The 16,316-nt window shown below is 62.3% G+C and carries 10 protein-coding genes and 1 tRNA gene; 5 read left to right on the top strand and 6 right to left on the bottom strand.

Features of this window, described 5'->3' with window-relative positions; all coding sequences use genetic code 11:
- Positions 1 to 4 precede the first annotated feature (4 nt).
- Complete coding sequence (locus tag ACVIGB_RS38870; RefSeq protein WP_456718716.1) at positions 5 to 601, bottom strand: TetR/AcrR family transcriptional regulator; 597 nt, start codon at positions 599 to 601, stop codon at positions 5 to 7.
- Between the two features lie 94 nt (positions 602 to 695).
- Between ACVIGB_RS38870 and ACVIGB_RS38865 the strand changes: the two genes are divergently transcribed.
- The 3 genes from ACVIGB_RS38865 to ACVIGB_RS38855 all read left to right on the top strand — a co-directional run bounded on the left by ACVIGB_RS38865 (position 696) and on the right by ACVIGB_RS38855 (position 7,604).
- The gene (locus ACVIGB_RS38865; protein WP_456718717.1) at positions 696 to 1,991 is read left to right on the top strand and encodes an MFS transporter; all 1,296 of its coding nucleotides are present in this window, start codon (positions 696 to 698) and stop codon (positions 1,989 to 1,991) included.
- A 360-nt stretch (positions 1,992 to 2,351) separates the two neighbouring features.
- Entirely contained in the window at positions 2,352 to 7,184 is a 4,833-nt protein-coding gene (locus ACVIGB_RS38860) for an NAD-glutamate dehydrogenase (protein ID WP_456718718.1), read from the top strand.
- Between the two features lie 75 nt (positions 7,185 to 7,259).
- Positions 7,260 to 7,604 (top strand): hypothetical protein, encoded by a 345-nt coding sequence (locus ACVIGB_RS38855; RefSeq protein WP_456718719.1) that lies wholly within the window; start codon positions 7,260 to 7,262, stop codon positions 7,602 to 7,604.
- 138 nt (positions 7,605 to 7,742) lie between these two features.
- Here ACVIGB_RS38855 and ACVIGB_RS38850 read toward each other — a convergent pair whose 3' ends face one another.
- Complete coding sequence (locus tag ACVIGB_RS38850; RefSeq protein ID WP_456718720.1) at positions 7,743 to 10,526, bottom strand: UPF0182 family membrane protein; 2,784 nt, start codon at positions 10,524 to 10,526, stop codon at positions 7,743 to 7,745.
- Positions 10,527 to 10,748: 222 nt separating this feature from the next.
- A tRNA-Glu gene (locus tag ACVIGB_RS38845) sits at positions 10,749 to 10,838 on the bottom strand.
- A gap of 105 nt (positions 10,839 to 10,943) precedes the next feature.
- Here ACVIGB_RS38845 and ACVIGB_RS38840 point away from each other — a divergent pair.
- Positions 10,944 to 12,329: a tyrosine-type recombinase/integrase gene (locus ACVIGB_RS38840; RefSeq protein ID WP_456718721.1), complete on the top strand. Its 1,386-nt coding sequence runs from the start codon at positions 10,944 to 10,946 to the stop codon at positions 12,327 to 12,329.
- Between the two features lie 426 nt (positions 12,330 to 12,755).
- Here the strand turns inward: ACVIGB_RS38840 and ACVIGB_RS38835 are convergent, their stop codons facing one another.
- The gene (locus ACVIGB_RS38835; RefSeq protein WP_456718722.1) at positions 12,756 to 13,703 is read right to left on the bottom strand and encodes a helix-turn-helix domain-containing protein; all 948 of its coding nucleotides are present in this window, start codon (positions 13,701 to 13,703) and stop codon (positions 12,756 to 12,758) included.
- Positions 13,704 to 13,712: 9 nt separating this feature from the next.
- A complete protein-coding gene (locus tag ACVIGB_RS38830; protein WP_456718723.1) occupies positions 13,713 to 14,192 on the bottom strand; it encodes a MarR family winged helix-turn-helix transcriptional regulator in 480 nt (159 codons plus the stop codon).
- Positions 14,193 to 14,376: 184 nt separating this feature from the next.
- On the opposite strand from ACVIGB_RS38830, the gene ACVIGB_RS38825 reads away from it, so the two are divergent.
- The gene (locus ACVIGB_RS38825) at positions 14,377 to 14,589 is read left to right on the top strand and encodes a hypothetical protein (protein WP_456749286.1); all 213 of its coding nucleotides are present in this window, start codon (positions 14,377 to 14,379) and stop codon (positions 14,587 to 14,589) included.
- A gap of 395 nt (positions 14,590 to 14,984) precedes the next feature.
- Here ACVIGB_RS38825 and ACVIGB_RS38820 read toward each other — a convergent pair whose 3' ends face one another.
- Positions 14,985 to 16,295 carry an NRAMP family divalent metal transporter gene (locus tag ACVIGB_RS38820; protein ID WP_456718725.1) on the bottom strand — a complete coding sequence of 437 codons (1,311 nt, stop codon included), beginning with the start codon at positions 16,293 to 16,295 and terminating at the stop codon, positions 14,985 to 14,987.
- Between the last annotated feature and the right edge of the window lie 21 nt (positions 16,296 to 16,316).

The raw sequence follows: 16,316 nt of genomic DNA, 5'->3' as shown, positions 1-16,316 counted from the left end.
TCCCTCACGCCTTCGCCACGCTCGCATCGATCACGAGCTTCGCCACCGCGAGCGCCGACTGCGCCGGTCCCTCCTCCGACTGCTGGCCGGTGACGTAGATGCCTTCGATCAGCAGCAGCAGGGCGTCGCCGAGTACGGCCGGGTGACGCGCGCCCATGCTGGCTGCGAGCTCGCGCAGGCGCTTGCGAAACAGCTTCTTGTGCGCTTCGGCGACCTGCCGCGCGGGATTGTCCCGCGCCGGATATTCCACGGTCGCATTGCTGAGGCCGCAGCCGCGATAGCCCTTGCGCACGGCGCGCGTCGACAGCTCACGAATGTAGGCGAGCACGTGCTCGCGCGCATCATGATAGGATTTTCCGCCGGGCTTCTCGAACCTCGCCCAGAAGTCCAGCTCGTAGTCACGCATATAGGCGGCGGCGAGATCGTCCTTGGATGCGAAGCTGCGATAGAGGCTCGGCTTGGTGACGCCGGCGCGGTCGACCACCTCGTCGACGCCGACGGCGCGGATGCCCTCGCGATAGAACAGCTCGGCCGCGGACGCGCGTATCCGGTCGGCGGCGCGGACCGGACGCTCCGCAGACAGCTCGACGGCTTTCTTCATGACGGCTCCCTCCCGATTTTACACACGGCACGCTTGACAGTGTTACTGACCGGTACGTATACATGCCGCATCGCAATACGTACCGGTAAGTAACATGCCCGATGCCTCCATTCAACCCGCCCCCGTGTCGAGACGGCCGTTCGGCCAGAACTACGCCTTCGTCGTCGTCGCCGTGATCTTCCTCGCGCTGCTCGCGTCAGCCGGCCTGCGTTCAACGCCGGGCGTGCTGATGCTGCCCCTGCAAAAGGCCTTCGGCTGGGATGTCGGCGTGATCTCTTCGTCGGCCGCGGTCGGCATCTTCCTCTATGGCCTCGCGGGCCCGTTCGCGGCGGCCGTGATGCAGCGCTTCGGCATCCGCCGCACGGTGCTGGGCGCGCTCGTGCTGATGTCGGCCTCGACCGGCGCTAGCTATTTCATGACCGCGCCGTGGCAATTGTTCATGAGCTGGGGACTGCTCTCCGGCATCGGCTCGGGCGCGGTCGCCAATGTGCTCGGCGCCACCATCGTCAATCGCTGGTTCACCACCAATCGCGGCCTCGTCATGGGGCTGCTGACGGCGTCGACCGCGACCGGCACGCTGATCTTCATGCCGGGCCTCGCGGCGCTGGTGGAATGGGGCGGCTGGAAGCCGGTGGTGCTGACGGTGGCCGCGTGCTGCGCGGCGCTGATTCCGCTGGTGTATTTCCTGGTGCCGGAGCGGCCGGCGTCGGTCGGCCTGCGCTCGTTCGGCAGCCGGCACGAGGATCATGCCGCGCCGCCGGCGCAGGGCAACCCGTTCACCGCCGCATTCAGCAACCTGGCGCGCGCGGCGAAGACGCGGGCGTTCTGGTTCCTGTTCGCCACCTTCTTCATCTGCGGCTTCACCACCAATGGTCTAGTCGGCACCCATCTGATCGCGTTCTGCGGCGACCATGGCATCGTCGAGGTGCAGGCGGCGAGCCTGCTCGCGCTGATGGGATTCTTCGACCTGTTCGGCACCACGCTCTCGGGCTGGCTCACCGACCGCTTCGATCCGCGCAAGTTGCTGTTCTTCTATTACGGACTGCGCGGCCTGTCGCTGATCTACCTGCCCTACTCGGATTTCTCGCTGGTCAGCCTGTCGGTGTTCGCGGTGTTCTATGGTCTCGACTGGATCGCGACCGTGCCGCCGACCGTGCGCATCGCCAACGAGGCGTTCGGCGACAAGAACGCACCGCTGGTGTTCGGCTGGGTGGTCGCAGGCCATCAGCTCGGCGCCGCCTGCGCCGCGTTTTTTGCCGGCTTCATGCGCTCGGCCCAGGGCGATTATCTGCAGGCCTTCATGATCGCAGGCTTAACCGGCATCGTCGCGGCCGTGCTGTCACTGACGATCACCCGGCGGCCGGCGCAACCAGTCCTTGTCGCAGCGTAAGCACGCGCCGACCTCGTTGCGACCCTGCAGCATGTCCGGGGTGGGCTGGCGCTCCGCCCCGGAATACAATTGCGAACTCATACACAATTGAAATTGCTTGTGATTTTGTCTGACCCCATGATCCGTCAGCCGCCAGCGCCGGCTTCGGCCTCACGCGCTGCAGCAGGGCATCTCAATACTTCTCCCGACAGCATGCGCCTTGGATAGCTTTGGGATCGGAGTATTGTCGTCGGGAGTTGTCGCAACTTTGAGACCGGGGATTTCGCGTACGCACTCGATCGCGGTCAAGGCTGTGGCGCTCGAAGCGATGCACTCCAGAATCAAGCTGATGATCGCGAACGCGATCGGACGGCGCGGCAAATGGAGGACATTATGGCTTGGCGTGACGATAAGGCCCGTTCAACCCTGATCCGCGATGCAGCGGGAAGCGTGCAGCCGGGCAAGGCGCCCCGGAGCTTTGCCGAACTTCTGTTCGGCTACACCAATGTCGAGGACCTCGCCAATCACGATGCGCTATCGCTGGCCTTCCTGGCGGAACAAGCCTGGGAGCATGTGCAGCAGCGTACGGCCGGCAGCGCCGATATCCGTGTCGTCAATCCGATGATGCCGGACGGGCGCGAGATTTCCGTGCTCGAGATTCTCAACGACAACATGCCCTTCCTGTTCGATTCCACGACGGCTGAGCTGGCCGAGCAAGGCATCGAAGTCACCCTCGTCGCTCACCCGATCCTGGCGGTGGAGCGCGATAGCCAAGGCAAGCTCCTGCGCTTCCACGGCGAAGCGTTGCCGGCGGGAGTAAACGGCACGCGGGAAAGCTTGATTCACCTCCACATCACCCGCCTGGACGCCGATGCGGATCGCCAGAAGCTGATCGACGGCCTCACCAGGACGTTGAACGACGTCCGCGCCTGCGTCACCGACTGGCGTGCCATGCGCGACCGGGTCGAGGACGCGATCAAGACCTTCACTTCCAATCCCCCGCCGCTGCCGATCGACGAGGTCGCCGAGGCCAACCAGTTCCTGCAATGGCTGTGCGCGGACAATTTCACCTTCCTCGGCGTGCGCGAATATCGCTTCTCGCCCGACAGCGATGCATCCGACGACATCACGACCGGCAAAGGCCTCGGCGTCCTCCGCGATCCGGATGCGAAGGTGCTGCGCCGCGGTAGCGAAATGGTGGTGATGACGTCGGAAATACGCGAGTTCATGCACGACCCCACCCTGCTCATCGTCATCAAGGCCAACGTCTCCAGCCGCGTTCATCGTCGCATTCGCATGGATTATGTCGGCATCAAGCTCTATACGCCCGACGGCCGGCTGGAGGGCGAATTGCGGGTGGTCGGCCTGTTCACCTCGGGCGCCTATACCCGCTCCGCACGCCAGATCCCTTATGTCCGCCACAAGGTGACGCGCGCGCTGCAACGCGCCGGCTTCGACCCGAACAGCCATTCGGGCAAGGCGCTTATGCATATTCTCGAAGAATATCCGCGTGACGAACTGTTCCAGGTCGACGTCGACACGCTCTACAATTTCATCATGGAGATCCTGATCCTCTACGAGCGTCCGCGCGTCCGCGCGCTGGCGCGGGTGGACAAGTTCGATCGCTTCGTCTCCATCCTCACCTTCATTCCGCGCGACAAATACGACACGAACGTCCGCACCCGCGTCGGTGCCTTCCTGTCGCAGATCTACAAGGGGACGCTGTCGGCCTCCTACGTTTCATTCCCTGAAGGGGCGCTTGTGCGCGTCCACTACATCATCGGGCGCTATGACGGCAAAACTCCCGTCGTCGAACGCGCCACGCTCGAAGCCGGGATCAGCGCCATTGCCGCGACGTGGGCCGACAAGCTGAAGGCCGCGCTCACTGCCTCCACCGACGGCATGCGGGCACGCATGCTCACCAACCGATATGCCCAGGCGTTTAGCGGTGGCTATACCGAGGTGTTCAGCGCGGAACAAGCGATCACCGATATCGCCACCATTGAAAAGCTCACGCCAGCCCACCCCGTGGCGATTTCGGTTCATCGTGACGAAAGCGAGGCCGATCCCAAGCGCTTCAGACTGAGGGTGTTCTCGCACGACGCGCCCCTGTCGCTGTCCTACCGCGTGCCCGTGATCGAAAATCACGGCCTGCGCGTGGTCAACGAACGCACGTATCAGATCGCGGCGCGCGCCACGCCGGCGCCCCCGCCGGTTTGGCTCCACGAGATGACGATCGAGACCAGCGACGGCCAGCCGATCACGATCAGCCCGGAATTCAGCCATCGCCTTGAAGCCTCGATCATGGCGGTGGTCCGCGATCACGCCGAATCCGACGGATACAACGGCCTGATCCTGCGCACCGCCCTGGGCTGGCGGGAAGTCTCGACCATCCGGGCACTGTCCCGCTACCTGCACCAGATCCGCGCGCCGTTCACCCAGGATTATATGTGGGAAACCTTGCGCAAGAACGCCGCGATCACGGCCAGCCTCGTCGCGCTGTTCCAGACCCGCCTCGATCCACGCCTCGCCTCCACGGATGCCGAGCGCTCGGCACGCGAGACGGCCCTGCTTGCCGAGGTCGAGGAGCAACTCAAATCCGTCGCCTCGCTGGACGAGGACCGCATCCTGCGCCGTTTCACCAACCTGGTGCAGGCGACGATTCGCACCAATCTGTGGCAGATCGGCGAGGATGGACATCCGCGTCCGGTGATCTCCTTCAAGTTCGACGCGCGCCGGATCGACGACCTGCCGGCTCCACGACCTCTCTACGAGATCTTCGTCTATTCACCTCGTGTCGAAGGTATTCACCTGCGCTTCGGCAAGGTTGCGCGCGGTGGCTTGCGCTGGTCCGACCGGCCGCAGGATTTCCGCACCGAGATCCTCGGCCTCGTGAAAGCGCAGCAGGTCAAGAACGCCGTGATCGTGCCGGTCGGCGCCAAGGGGGGCTTCGTGCCCAAGCGCCTGCCGCCGCCTTCCAATCGCGACGCCTGGCTCGCGGAAGGCACCGAAGCCTATCGCATCTTCGTTCGCTCGCTGCTGGAGCTCACCGACAATCTCGACGGCGACATCGTCGTGCCGCCCGAATCCACCGTGCGCCATGACGGCGACGACCCCTACCTCGTTGTCGCCGCCGACAAGGGCACCGCCACCTTCTCCGACATCGCCAACGCGATCTCGGCCGAGAAAAACCATTGGCTCGGCGATGCCTTCGCTTCCGGCGGCAGCCAGGGCTACGACCACAAGAAGATGGGGATCACGGCGCGCGGCGCCTGGGAAGCGGTCAAGCGCCACTTCCGCGAGCTCGGCACCGACATTCAGACCATGCCGTTCACCGCGGTCGGCGTGGGTGACATGTCCGGCGACGTTTTCGGCAATGGCATGCTGCTCTCGCCGGCGACAAAGCTTGTGGCGGCTTTCGATCACCGCGACATCTTCATCGATCCCTCGCCTGATCCCGCGATCAGCCTCGCCGAGCGCAAGCGTCTGTTCGACCTACCGCGATCGAGCTGGCAGGACTACAACAAGTCGCTGATCTCGGCGGGCGGCGGCGTGTTCTCGCGCCAGCTCAAGGCGATCCCGCTCGCTCCGGAGGTACGCGCCCTGCTCGATCTCGACAAGCCGCAAGCGACGCCTTTCGAGGTGATGACGGCAATCCTGAAGGCGCGCGCGGATCTCCTGTGGTTTGGCGGCATCGGCACTTATGTCCGCTCTGCCGCGGAAAGCGACGATCAGGCCGGTGACCGCGCCAACGATCCAATCCGCATCACGGGCGGCGACGTGCGGGCCCGGGTGATCGGCGAAGGCGCCAATCTCGGCGTCACCCAACGCGGCCGCATCGAGGCGGCGCAGAAGGGCGTCAAGCTCAACACCGACGCCATCGACAACTCGGCCGGCGTGAACACGTCCGACGTCGAGGTCAATATCAAGATCGCGCTGGCGCGGCTCGAGCGCGAGGGACGGCTCAGCCCCGCTGACCGCAACAGCCTGCTGGCCGCGATGACCGACGAGGTCGGCACGCTGGTGCTGCGCAACAACTATCTGCAGTCGCTGGCGCTCTCGCTCGCCGAACGCAAGGGCGTGGCCGAGACCGGCTTCCTCACGCGCCTGATGCAGTCGCTCGAGCAGCGCGATTTGCTCAGCCGCGCGGTGGAGTTCCTGCCCGACGACGCAGCGCTCACCGAGCGCACACGGCGCGGCCAGTCCCTCGCACGGCCCGAGCTTGCCGTGCTGCTCGCCTACGCCAAGCTGACGCTTTACGATGACCTGCTCGTCACCAGCGTGCCGGATGATCCCTATCTTGCCCGGGAACTATCACAGTATTTTCCGCGCGAGGTTCAGGACAAATACCCGAGAGCGGTCGAATCCCATCGCCTGCGGCGGGAGATCATCGCGACCAGCCTCGCCAATGCGGTGATCAACCGCGGCGGCCCGGCCTGTGTCGTGCGTCTGATCGACGAGACGGACGCCGATATCCCGACCATCGTCATGGCCTATGTGGCAGTGGATGAATGCTACGGGCTCAAGTGGCTCAGTGACGCGATCGATGCACTCGATACCTGCATCGACGGGCGGGTGCAGCTGTCCCTCTACGCTTCTGTCCAGGACCTCCTGCTCTCCCGCATGGTCTGGTACGTACGCAATGTCGATTTCAGGGACGGGCTGGAGGCCGTCGTCGCGCGCTTCGGCCCGGCTATCCGCCAGATCGTCGCCGGGCTCGACACCGCGCTGCCGCCGGACTTGCAGGCCGCACGTGCCAAGCGTCGGCAGGACCTGACCGATGCCGGTGTCCCGGCCGGCCTCGCCGGCGAGCTCGCCGATCTCGACGCTCTGGTCTCGGCACCCGATATCGTGACGGTCGCCGAGCGTACCGCCCGCCCCATCGGCGACGCCGCCGCGACCTTCTTCGCCGCCGAAGCGAATTTCCGCCTCGACCGCATCGTCGCCGCCGCGCGCAGCGTGCCGGCAAACGATTATTTCGAACGCATGGCGATCGATCGCGCCGTTGAGCAGATCGCTGGCGCCGAAAGAAGACTGGCCGCGGATATGCTGGCAACCGGGCAGTCCGGCCAGCAGGCTGTCGAGACCTGGCTCGCGGCCCACCCCGAAGCGGCGCGCATCCGCCGCTCGGTCGAGGAGATCGCGGCCAGCGGCCTGACGCTCGCCAAGCTGACGGTGGCGGCGAACCTGCTGGGGGACCTGGTCAAAGCCTGAGGCGTGCGAGGCGGCGATGTGAAACTCCAAGAGCAATGCCAGCGCAGGTTGTTCGCCGGCGAACGGAGGAATCCAATGATCCACGCGACTTGCCATACCGCCGATAATGTCCGCTGCATCGAGTTCGATGCCACACCCTGGTTCAGCGAGGCTGACGCTCCGAGCATTATCGATTTGGCCCAGCGAGGATGGGCCAGCACAGCGATTGCAGATTCCCTTGAGCGCCGACGAGGCTATGAGCGCTTGCACGACCTCGTTGAGTATGCGGCGAAGCGACTGCAACCGGAATCCCTGGAGGACCCAACCTGGGAAACCTTCGCGTGCGTTGTCGATGGACCCGACGCCGTGGCCTGGCTCGAAAGCAACCGGCCGGAGGTTGTGGCGAGGATCCGGAACGTCACCGGATGCGCCAGCAATTGATCGGCGGCATCGCAGGCGAAGCGGAAATGGCGCGCCACCCAGAACAAAACCGCGAGCTCCTGTGCGATCGAAATTGCAATGCAACCCTTAGCAATGCGATTGAGGCGCGCGTCCGCGCTTTCAAATTCCCCTCGGCCATTAGTGACCGACGGAGCGTCGGTTCATTTCCTCCAATTGCTCGCGCAGGGCATCGAACTGCGTGCCAAAACCTTTCCAGTCTCCGGCCTTCAATCGTTCCACCGCTTGATTGTAGCGATCGAGCGCCTGCTGCGCCGGGCTCGCCGTCCCGCCCGCAGGGGACATCGTTTCCGTTGCGTTTGAAACCGCCGGCACCGCACCGGGCTCTGCGAACAACGCGGCCAGGGCGTCAGCGAGCGTCTCCTTCATCACGACATGCTCGCCGTAGGCTGCGATCACGCGTTTCAGCTCCGGCAGGTGTCCAAGCTCGGCGCGCATATAGAGCGGCGAGACATAAAGGATCGAGTTCTCGATCGGGATCACCAGCAGGTTCGCACCGCGTATCACCCGCGAGCCCATCTGATTCCACAGCGTGAGTTGTTGCGATATCTCGGTGTTCTGGTTGATCCGCGCCTCGATCTGAAACGGCCCGTAGACAAGCTTGTCCTTTGGGAATTCGTAGACGATCAGTTTGCCGTAGTCGGGGGCGTCGCAACGCGCAGCGAGCCACGCGATCATATTGTCGCGACGACTCGGCACCATGGGAAGCATCAGGAAGAACTCGGCCTGCGGCTCGCCGGGCAGCCGCATGATGATGTAATAGGGGGTCATCACCGAGGTGCCATCGCCGCCCGGCTGTCGCGGAAACTGCCAGAAGTCCTCGCGGTTATAGAAAGTTTCGGCCTGCTCCATGTGGTAGGTCTGATACAGCCGCGCCTGAATCAGGAACAGATCCTCCGGATAGCGTATGTGCTTCTGCAAATCCGCCGGCATGGCCGTGAACGGCTTGAACAGGCTCGGAAAGATACGCTCGTAGGTCGCTGCAATCGGGTCGCGTGGGTCGATCAGATAGAAATCGACCGTCCCGTTATAGGCATCGACAACAATTTTCACCGAATTCCTGATGTAGTTGAGACCGAGTTCCGGCACGGGCTGCGCGGAGGGGAAATAGGAGCTCGTGGTGTAGGCGTCCTGTATCCAGAACAGCCGCCCGTTGCTGATGACCAGATAGGGATCGTGATCGAGCCTGAGGAATGGAGCGATCGTGCGCACCCGTTCCGTGATATTGCGCCGGATCATGATCCGGCTGTCGGCCGTGATGTAGCTTGAGAGGACCAGATTCGCGTCATTGAAGTAGTAGGCGAACAGCGTTCTCCATCCCAATGCTCCGATCGGAACACCGCCACTGCCGTCATAGGCCGCATAGACGTTGTCTTTCCCCTTCGGATAATCGAACTCCGGGATGCTGGTCTTGACGATGACGTAGTCGTCGCTCTCTTCGCCGAAGTAGATGCGCGGTTCCTCGATCTTGGGACCGCCGTCCGCAACCGGCGGAATATCGCGCAAATAGAAGAACGGCAGTCCTTCTGGGCTCTTGCGGGTGACCGGGCTCATCACCGCGCCGTTGCCGTGCGTAAACAGCACGTGGCGATTGACCCACGTCTGGGCGTTTGCCGGCAGCAGGGAGGCCCGCAGTTCGCGGGCCGAGAGCATCACGCTCTGGTAGGAGCCGTCGAGCCAGTAGCGATCGACGTCAAGATCGTGGAATTTGTAGTAGGTACGGATCTCCTGCAGTTGCGCGTAGGTATCCGACAGCGGCAGCCAGTCCCAGAGTCGTATATTGTCGATGGTGGCCTTGTTCGCTTCCAGCGTCTTGAAGGTCAGCCGCTGTTCGGCGGCAAACGGCTTGGCTGCGATCCGGTCGAGATTGTAGGCCTGCCTGGTGAGCGCGATGTTGCGTTCAATGTACGGCTTCTCCAGCTGCAACTCCGTCGGTTTGACGACGAAGTGCCGGAACAGCGAAGGGACGAGGCTCGACAGCACGACAGAGCCGGCGCCGACGAGGATGAACCCGGCGGCAAGAAGCCGGTAGGTGCGGGCGCGCAAATTGGCCCATGCGATGAACGCCGCGATAATCGAAAGCCCGATCATCAGCCACAGAGCCGGCAGCCCCAGATGGACATCGGTGTAGCTTGCCCCGACCACGACACCATTGTCGCCGTAGAGCAGCAGATAGCGGTCGAGCCCATAGGACCAGGCCTTCACCGCGAACAGAAGGCCAACCAGCGCCGAGCCATGTGTGATGACCGTCGGCGAGATTGATCGGTTGTGAACATCGTACTCGATGTCGCCGCGCGCCCAGTAGATCGCTCCGGCAAACAGCGCACTCAGGACGATTGCGAGCAGCATCCAGTTCTTGATCGCGAGATAAGCGGGTAGCGCAAAGAGATAGAAGCCGATGTCCCTGTTGTAGAGTGGATCCTCCGCGCCATAGGGCACATGGTAGAGAAACTGCAGGAAGATGCCCCAGTTGCCGGCTTCGCCTGCGGCAACCAGCACGCCGAGCAAACCCGCACCGAGCGCGATAAACCACGGCCGTGTTAGTCGATCGCGCAGCATTGCGGACAGATCCGGCGGCGGCGTAACACCGACCACCTTCCACGGGGCGGCCGGAATCTGTCGCGGCTGCTGCATGGCAAACCGCGCCGCCAGCACTCCGTTCAGCCAGAGGACGGCGGCGGTCACCGCCAAGACCGCGAAAAAGACGGTCGCCTTGGCGCCGATCGCCGTCAGGAAAACCTCAAGATAACCGATCGAGGAAAACCAAAGCCAATCGACCAGGAAGTCGCTCGCGAACGAGAGCAGGATCAGGCAAATCGTGATGACGACGGCCGCAACGATCAGCCTGACCACGCCACTTTGCCGTGGTACCTTCCGGCCGGGTCCGGTAATCCCGATCGTCATGGCTCGATCATAGCGGAAATGAGCGACGCCCGCCGCTTGATTTACGGGCCGAACTGCCCGCCAAGGCGGGCGACGCGGATGCTCAAAGCTCCGTCGCCGGGACCGCGGACGAGCACAAGCGCCAGACTCAGCTGACACAGGCCGGCACGATCAATCAGCTATCGAGCAGAAGGACGCTCGCGAACGGAGGCGCGTCGCACAATGTCGTGGAAAGCGAAGATTTGGCGCTCCCTAGGGGAATCGAACCCCTGTTTCAGCCTTGAGAGGGCCAAACAATGGGTTCGTCGCTATCCGCCACCATTCGCCGACGTTCAATGATTTCAATAGCTTGGATGCCAACAATCCTGTACTGTTCGCCCACGTACATCGTCGGATATTCGACGGATATTCGACGTATAACAGGATGCGACAAACGCTATGTCGAAGACACTCGCCGAGGCCCAGATGACGACGGCGAAAGCGCGTTCCAGGCTCGAGCTTGGCGTGCATTGGCGTCGCCTCGATGCGGAAGCGCATCTGGGCTATCGCAAAGGAAAACGGGGTCGCGTTTGGCTTGTGCGCTGGCGCAATCACCACGAAGGCGGCAACTATAAGCAGGCGCCAGTCGGCATCGCCAACGACATCAATGACAAGCCCACCGACGGGATTTTGACCTTCGAACAGGCCGTGAGAACGGCTCGGGAGGCCGTAGCTCTAGCCAGAACAGAAGCCGCGGCGCAGGCGGCGGGCCCGGCTCCTACCGTGCGATCGGCCGTGGAATCCTACGTCAAGGAACGCGACGCAAGAGAAAGACGCCGAACAGGTCGCGACGTCCGATCCGACGCCGGTACCAAGCTGCGGCGCTACCTTCTTGGTCAAGAAAAGCGCGGCAATCAGGAGGCTGCGGAAGCTGCTCCTCTGGCATCGGTGCGTCTGCATGCCTTGAAAGAAGATGATTTGATAACGTGGCGGGAGGGTTTGCCGGCGGACTTAAAGGTCACGACCAAGCAGCGGCTCGTGAATGACCTTAAGGCCGCTCTAAATGCCGCGTGGCCGCGACTTTCCGCCGATCGGAAGAAGCTAAACCCGACGTTCCTCGCCAACGTGAAGGCCGGCTTCAAAGCCGAGCGGATCGATGATGATGATGATGTGTCAGTTGCTCGGGATAACCAGATTCTCACGGATGACGAGGTTGGCGATATCCTTCAAGCTGTGTGCGAAGTCGATCAGGAGCAACGATTTGATGGCGATCTATATCGGATCTTCGTATGTCTGGCTGCGACCGGCGCGCGGTATGCGCAAGCCAGGCGAATGCGTGTGGGCGACGTACAGGTTTCGGCACGGCGTCTGATGGTGCCGGGTTCCTACAAGGGGCGCGGCGGTAATAGCGGCTCAGTCCCGGTCCCAGTAGGCGACGATGTGATTGAGGTGCTTTTGCCCGCAATCGCCGGGCGGCCAAGTGATGCGCCTCTTTTCGAGCGATGGATCCACGAACAAGAGCCGGGGGGGATCGCGTGGAAGAAGTCTGAACGCGGTCCGTGGAAAAGAGCCGAACTTGCACGTCCCTGGAAGGCCATTCGCGAGCGCGCCAGTATGCCGGAGGTGATTCCCTATGCTTTGCGGCATTCGAGCATCGTGCGAGGTCTCCGAAAGGGCTTACCCATCCAACAGGTCGCCAAACTGCACAACACCTCAGTCAAAATGATCGAGAGGCACTACGCGAAATACATTGCGACCGCCTTGGAAGACCTCGCAAGGGCGGCAGTAGTGTCCTTGGTGCCGCGGAGTACTGGAAACGTGGTGCCGATGGGAAAACGCGCGTAAGGGACCATCCTGCGGTCTTGATCGCATTCATTCATCTGACCGCTGGTACCCCACGCGTTAGATGCGATTGCGCCTTCTCGAATACGGCAGCGGCTTGAGCTCTGCCCGCCACGGGTTCTTCATCGCGAAATCCGTCCTCCGATCCCACGCTCAGGAGCTACGGTTTGCGGGGTGACTTGGCGTAACATCGCGGAACGACCCCGCATCAGCCTGTGTCCCGCTACTTGCTGTTTTGCTCTCGGTTCAAACGATCGGATACAAAGGAGAACAGTGCAGCGGAGGAGAGAGTGTCAGTCAATCCTTGTTGAAATGTATGACATTTCTGACTTTTTGAGGCCCCAACCCACGATTTGAACTACGGCATCGCGGCCGTCTTGGCAGGTCATTGCGCAGTATCGTCGGGCTGGCGACGGCGGCTTCGCCGATCTAGAACCCTCGTACCCGTGAGAGGGTTTCCGACGGCATTTCGCCATATGCTCGGCCATAACATCTCGCGAAGTCGCTCATGTGCCAGAAGCCGTTGGCCCGCGCCGCCGCGGTCACGGTAAGGAGCGGGCCTCCTTTGACGAGGAGCTTGCGGACCAACCACATGCGTTTCGATCGCAAATGTTGATGCAGGCTAACGCCACAGACGTGCTGCACGGCGGTCTGGAGCGTACGAACGGAAACGCCGAGCGTCAGCGCGAGACTAGCGCTGTAGAGGTCGTCCTCTCCGACCGTGGCCACCAGCTCATCCAGGCGTTCAACCAGCTTCCGATGCCGGTCGAACGAGCCCGGAAGTGCCCGCTTGGCACTGTCCTCGACCAGGGCGCTGTCGAGCCCGGCGATAAGCGTTTCCTGCAGCCTTGCGCTCAACAGTTCGAAGTCTCTGAGCTCCTTACAGCTGGACGCCAGGCAAAACATGTCTAGAATTGCCGATCGTATCGCCAGCATCTTCACCGGCGCCAGCCGGAACAGTTCGATTCCCTTGTCGAAGTCGGCCCACCCGCGATTGCTCATGTCGGAGCCGAAGCGCAGCATGAGATAGGTGTTTGCATGCCGTTCGACGACATCGACAGGCGCCCGGCCGCGAATGACGCCGATCGTGGAATCACCGACCTCGGTCCCGTTCATCGTTGCGTGGAAGGCCAGAGGAATGACGACCCCAACCCCGCGATTTGCTCCGAGATCTCCCTCCATGCGCCGGGCGAATGATCGCTGCAGCACGAGAAGGCAGTCGGGGAGCGCCAAGATGCTCCGCGAAACCGAGATGGGCGACGAATCCAGCGGCGTACTTCTCATTCCGCCAATAACATCGTTGGGACGGAATTCGTCGAAGCTGCTGAAGCGCTCGATACGTAGTACCGGCGACGGATCGAGCCAGCGGACGGGCATCGTGACCTCCTACGAAAGCGGATGATCCAGCAGGGCCTCGCCCGCGCACGCAATTCCCTTCATCAGTTCGACTGACGACCGGAAGCTATCTTCGCCGAACCGTTTGGCCAAATTCGCCTGTACTTCTCGCCAGTGCGGCAGCGCACGCGACAAGGTTTTCCTGCCTTTGGCGGAGATTGAGATGTCGCGCACGCGACGGTCCGCTCCGGGCGCGATCCTCACCAGACCGCGACGTTCAAGAATCGTGATGTTGCGTGCGAGCGCGCTTGGGTCCATCGACATCCTCCCCGCAAGTGCTCCCATGGTCACAGTCTCTTGCCGCGCACAGGCAACGAGCAGCATAAATTGCGTTGGCTCCACCCCGACCGGCGCGAAGGCCTCGGCGTAAAGCCGGGTGATCACGCGGCTTGCCTTCCGAACATTGAATGCGGCGCAGCAACTACCCACCACGGCTAGTTCCTCGGGCATTGGCGACACAACCTGCTTCATCGAGCACCTGCGTTATATGCATACACTGGTAATTTATCGGCATATGCCGTTTTTCAAAGGTTGATCACGAAATTCCCGCAATTTGCCGGATTCCGATAATCGTATTGATCAAGCAATTAAGACGGTGCCCTCAATATCCCCCGAAAGGACATCAACACCGAGCACACGCCAAGGGAGAACCACCATGCCGGACATCGCGAACCTCGATCGACGTAAGCGTCACCGCCCCGCGCCGTCGCTGGCATGCCGAGCAGCGCCGATCGATCCGTTTGAGCTTTGGAGTGTTCACCGGCAGAAAGCGCGCGAGGCGCTACAAGAGGCGGTCTTTCGCTCTTCAGATCACTCATGCACGAACATCGATCGCGATCGAAAAGATCGAAAATCTGGAGAACCGTAAACAATTACAGGCCCAATCCACGCGGATCGGTACGCTGATCGACCTCGCCTGGTGCAGACTCGGCGATATCTGAGCGCTGGCCGCCCGGTTCGGCTCGGAGGGCGTCGCACTCCCGCTGCTCATCCGATTGCTACCGCGATGCTGACGATCATTGGACATCAAAAAAGAATACGCGCCATTCCGACGAGCGTCGAAGGCGACGGCGATCACCGATCATTAAGCGGCCCGACCTGCCCTTGGGAACGCCGATGACGCAGCCTGGCAGGATACATCCTGCCGGGCTGCGGTGCATGCTGCGTCGCTTACGTATCGTTCGCGTGCGTCGAGCGGAGAGGTTTCGCTTGCACTTCTACTCGACGCTCCAAAGAAGCTAACTGGCTCGCGCGCCTCGCTGGCTACCCGGGCACGAACATCAAGACGGCGGCGATTCCCATCACGAGCGTTGCAATCCATCCTAGGGCGAGGATCGGTCGGCCAGAGGTATATGGGCCCATGACGGACGACCTCGAGGCAAGGAGAAGAATCACGACCATCAGCGGGACGGCGACGACGCCGTTGATCACGGCACTCCAGAACAGCGCCTTCATGGGGCTGATCGGCGAGTACTGGATGAGCAATCCCGTGACGACGCTGAGCGTGATGACGCCGTAGAACCCGCGCGCATCCTGCGGCGTTCTCTCGAGGCCTTCCTTCCATACCATCGCTTCAGCGAACGCGTAGGCCGCTGAACCCGCAAGAACCGGTACGCCGATCAGACCGACGCCGGCGATCCCAATCGCAAACAATTCAAAGGCGAAATCCCCTGCGAGCGGCCGCAACGCCCCCGCTGCTTGGGCCGCCGTCTCGATGTTGGTGATTCCCGCCACATGTAGCGTGACCGCGGTCGCCAGGATGATGAAGTAGGCCGTAATGTCGGAGTAGAACATCCCGCTCCAGGTATCCCATTGAATCCGCCGCAACTCGTCGGATGCATTGTTCGGATCCTGCAGGAGAGGCGCGCTGCCTTGGGCGAGCATGTCCTCGACCTCTTCTGAGGCCTGCCAGAAGAAAAGGTATGGACTGATGGTCGTCCCGAACACGCCGACAACGACGGCGGCGGTATCCGAATCCAAGCGCAATTGTGGCCACAGCGTGCGCAGGGCCACCTCGCCCCAGGGAACGTGGACTGTAAACAGCACGGCAGCGTACGCCAGCAGCGAAAGAGTCAGCCACTTCAGGAAGAAGACATAGCGATGATATGGCACGAATATCTGGAGCGGGAGTGTCGCGACGGCAAAGATGATTGCCATCGCATGTCGATCTAATCCCGTGACGAGTTCGCCGACCTCCCCCATGGCCGCGACATCGGCTCCGATATTGAGTGTGTTCGCGATTAGCAGGAGCAGCACCACACCCTTCAGGACGACAGGCGGGAACGCAGCCCTGATATTCGCTGCCAAGCCACGACCGGTGACTCGCCCGATCCGCCCGCACATCGATTGAATGGCGGCCATGAGGGGAAACGCCAGCGGCATCGTCCACAGCATATTCAAGCCGAACTGGGCGCCCGCCTGCGAGTAGGTGGCAATGCCGCTGGGATCATCGTCGGCCACGCCGGTGATCAGTCCAGGCCCCAGTCGTGCCAGCGGATGGTTCTTCAATCGCGCCCAGCGGGATCGAAACGTGCTTCCAGGCGCGGCAGTCTGCTCATCCGTCAGTTCGACCATGCGAGCTCCTGGCGCTCCTGT

The sequence above is a fragment of the Bradyrhizobium sp. USDA 4341 genome (genome assembly GCF_054063755.1).
The sequence above is the reverse complement of the archived record's forward strand: the minus strand, read 5'-3'. Positions and strand labels throughout refer to the sequence as shown.

Excerpts from the sequence above, each read along its gene's own strand:
- ACVIGB_RS38870 (WP_456718716.1), bottom strand. The coding sequence starts at position 601 with ATGAAGAAAGCCGTCGAGCTGTCTGCGGAGCGTCCGGTCCGCGCCGCC.
- ACVIGB_RS38865 (WP_456718717.1), top strand. The coding sequence starts at position 696 with ATGCCCGATGCCTCCATTCAACCCGCCCCCGTGTCGAGACGGCCGTTC.
- ACVIGB_RS38860 (WP_456718718.1), top strand. The coding sequence starts at position 2,352 with ATGGAGGACATTATGGCTTGGCGTGACGATAAGGCCCGTTCAACCCTG.
- ACVIGB_RS38855 (WP_456718719.1), top strand. The coding sequence starts at position 7,260 with ATGATCCACGCGACTTGCCATACCGCCGATAATGTCCGCTGCATCGAG.
- ACVIGB_RS38850 (WP_456718720.1), bottom strand. The coding sequence starts at position 10,526 with ATGACGATCGGGATTACCGGACCCGGCCGGAAGGTACCACGGCAAAGT.
- ACVIGB_RS38840 (WP_456718721.1), top strand. The coding sequence starts at position 10,944 with ATGTCGAAGACACTCGCCGAGGCCCAGATGACGACGGCGAAAGCGCGT.
- ACVIGB_RS38835 (WP_456718722.1), bottom strand. The coding sequence starts at position 13,703 with ATGCCCGTCCGCTGGCTCGATCCGTCGCCGGTACTACGTATCGAGCGC.
- ACVIGB_RS38830 (WP_456718723.1), bottom strand. The coding sequence starts at position 14,192 with ATGAAGCAGGTTGTGTCGCCAATGCCCGAGGAACTAGCCGTGGTGGGT.
- ACVIGB_RS38825 (WP_456749286.1), top strand. The coding sequence starts at position 14,377 with ATGCCGGACATCGCGAACCTCGATCGACGTAAGCGTCACCGCCCCGCG.
- ACVIGB_RS38820 (WP_456718725.1), bottom strand. The coding sequence starts at position 16,295 with ATGGTCGAACTGACGGATGAGCAGACTGCCGCGCCTGGAAGCACGTTT.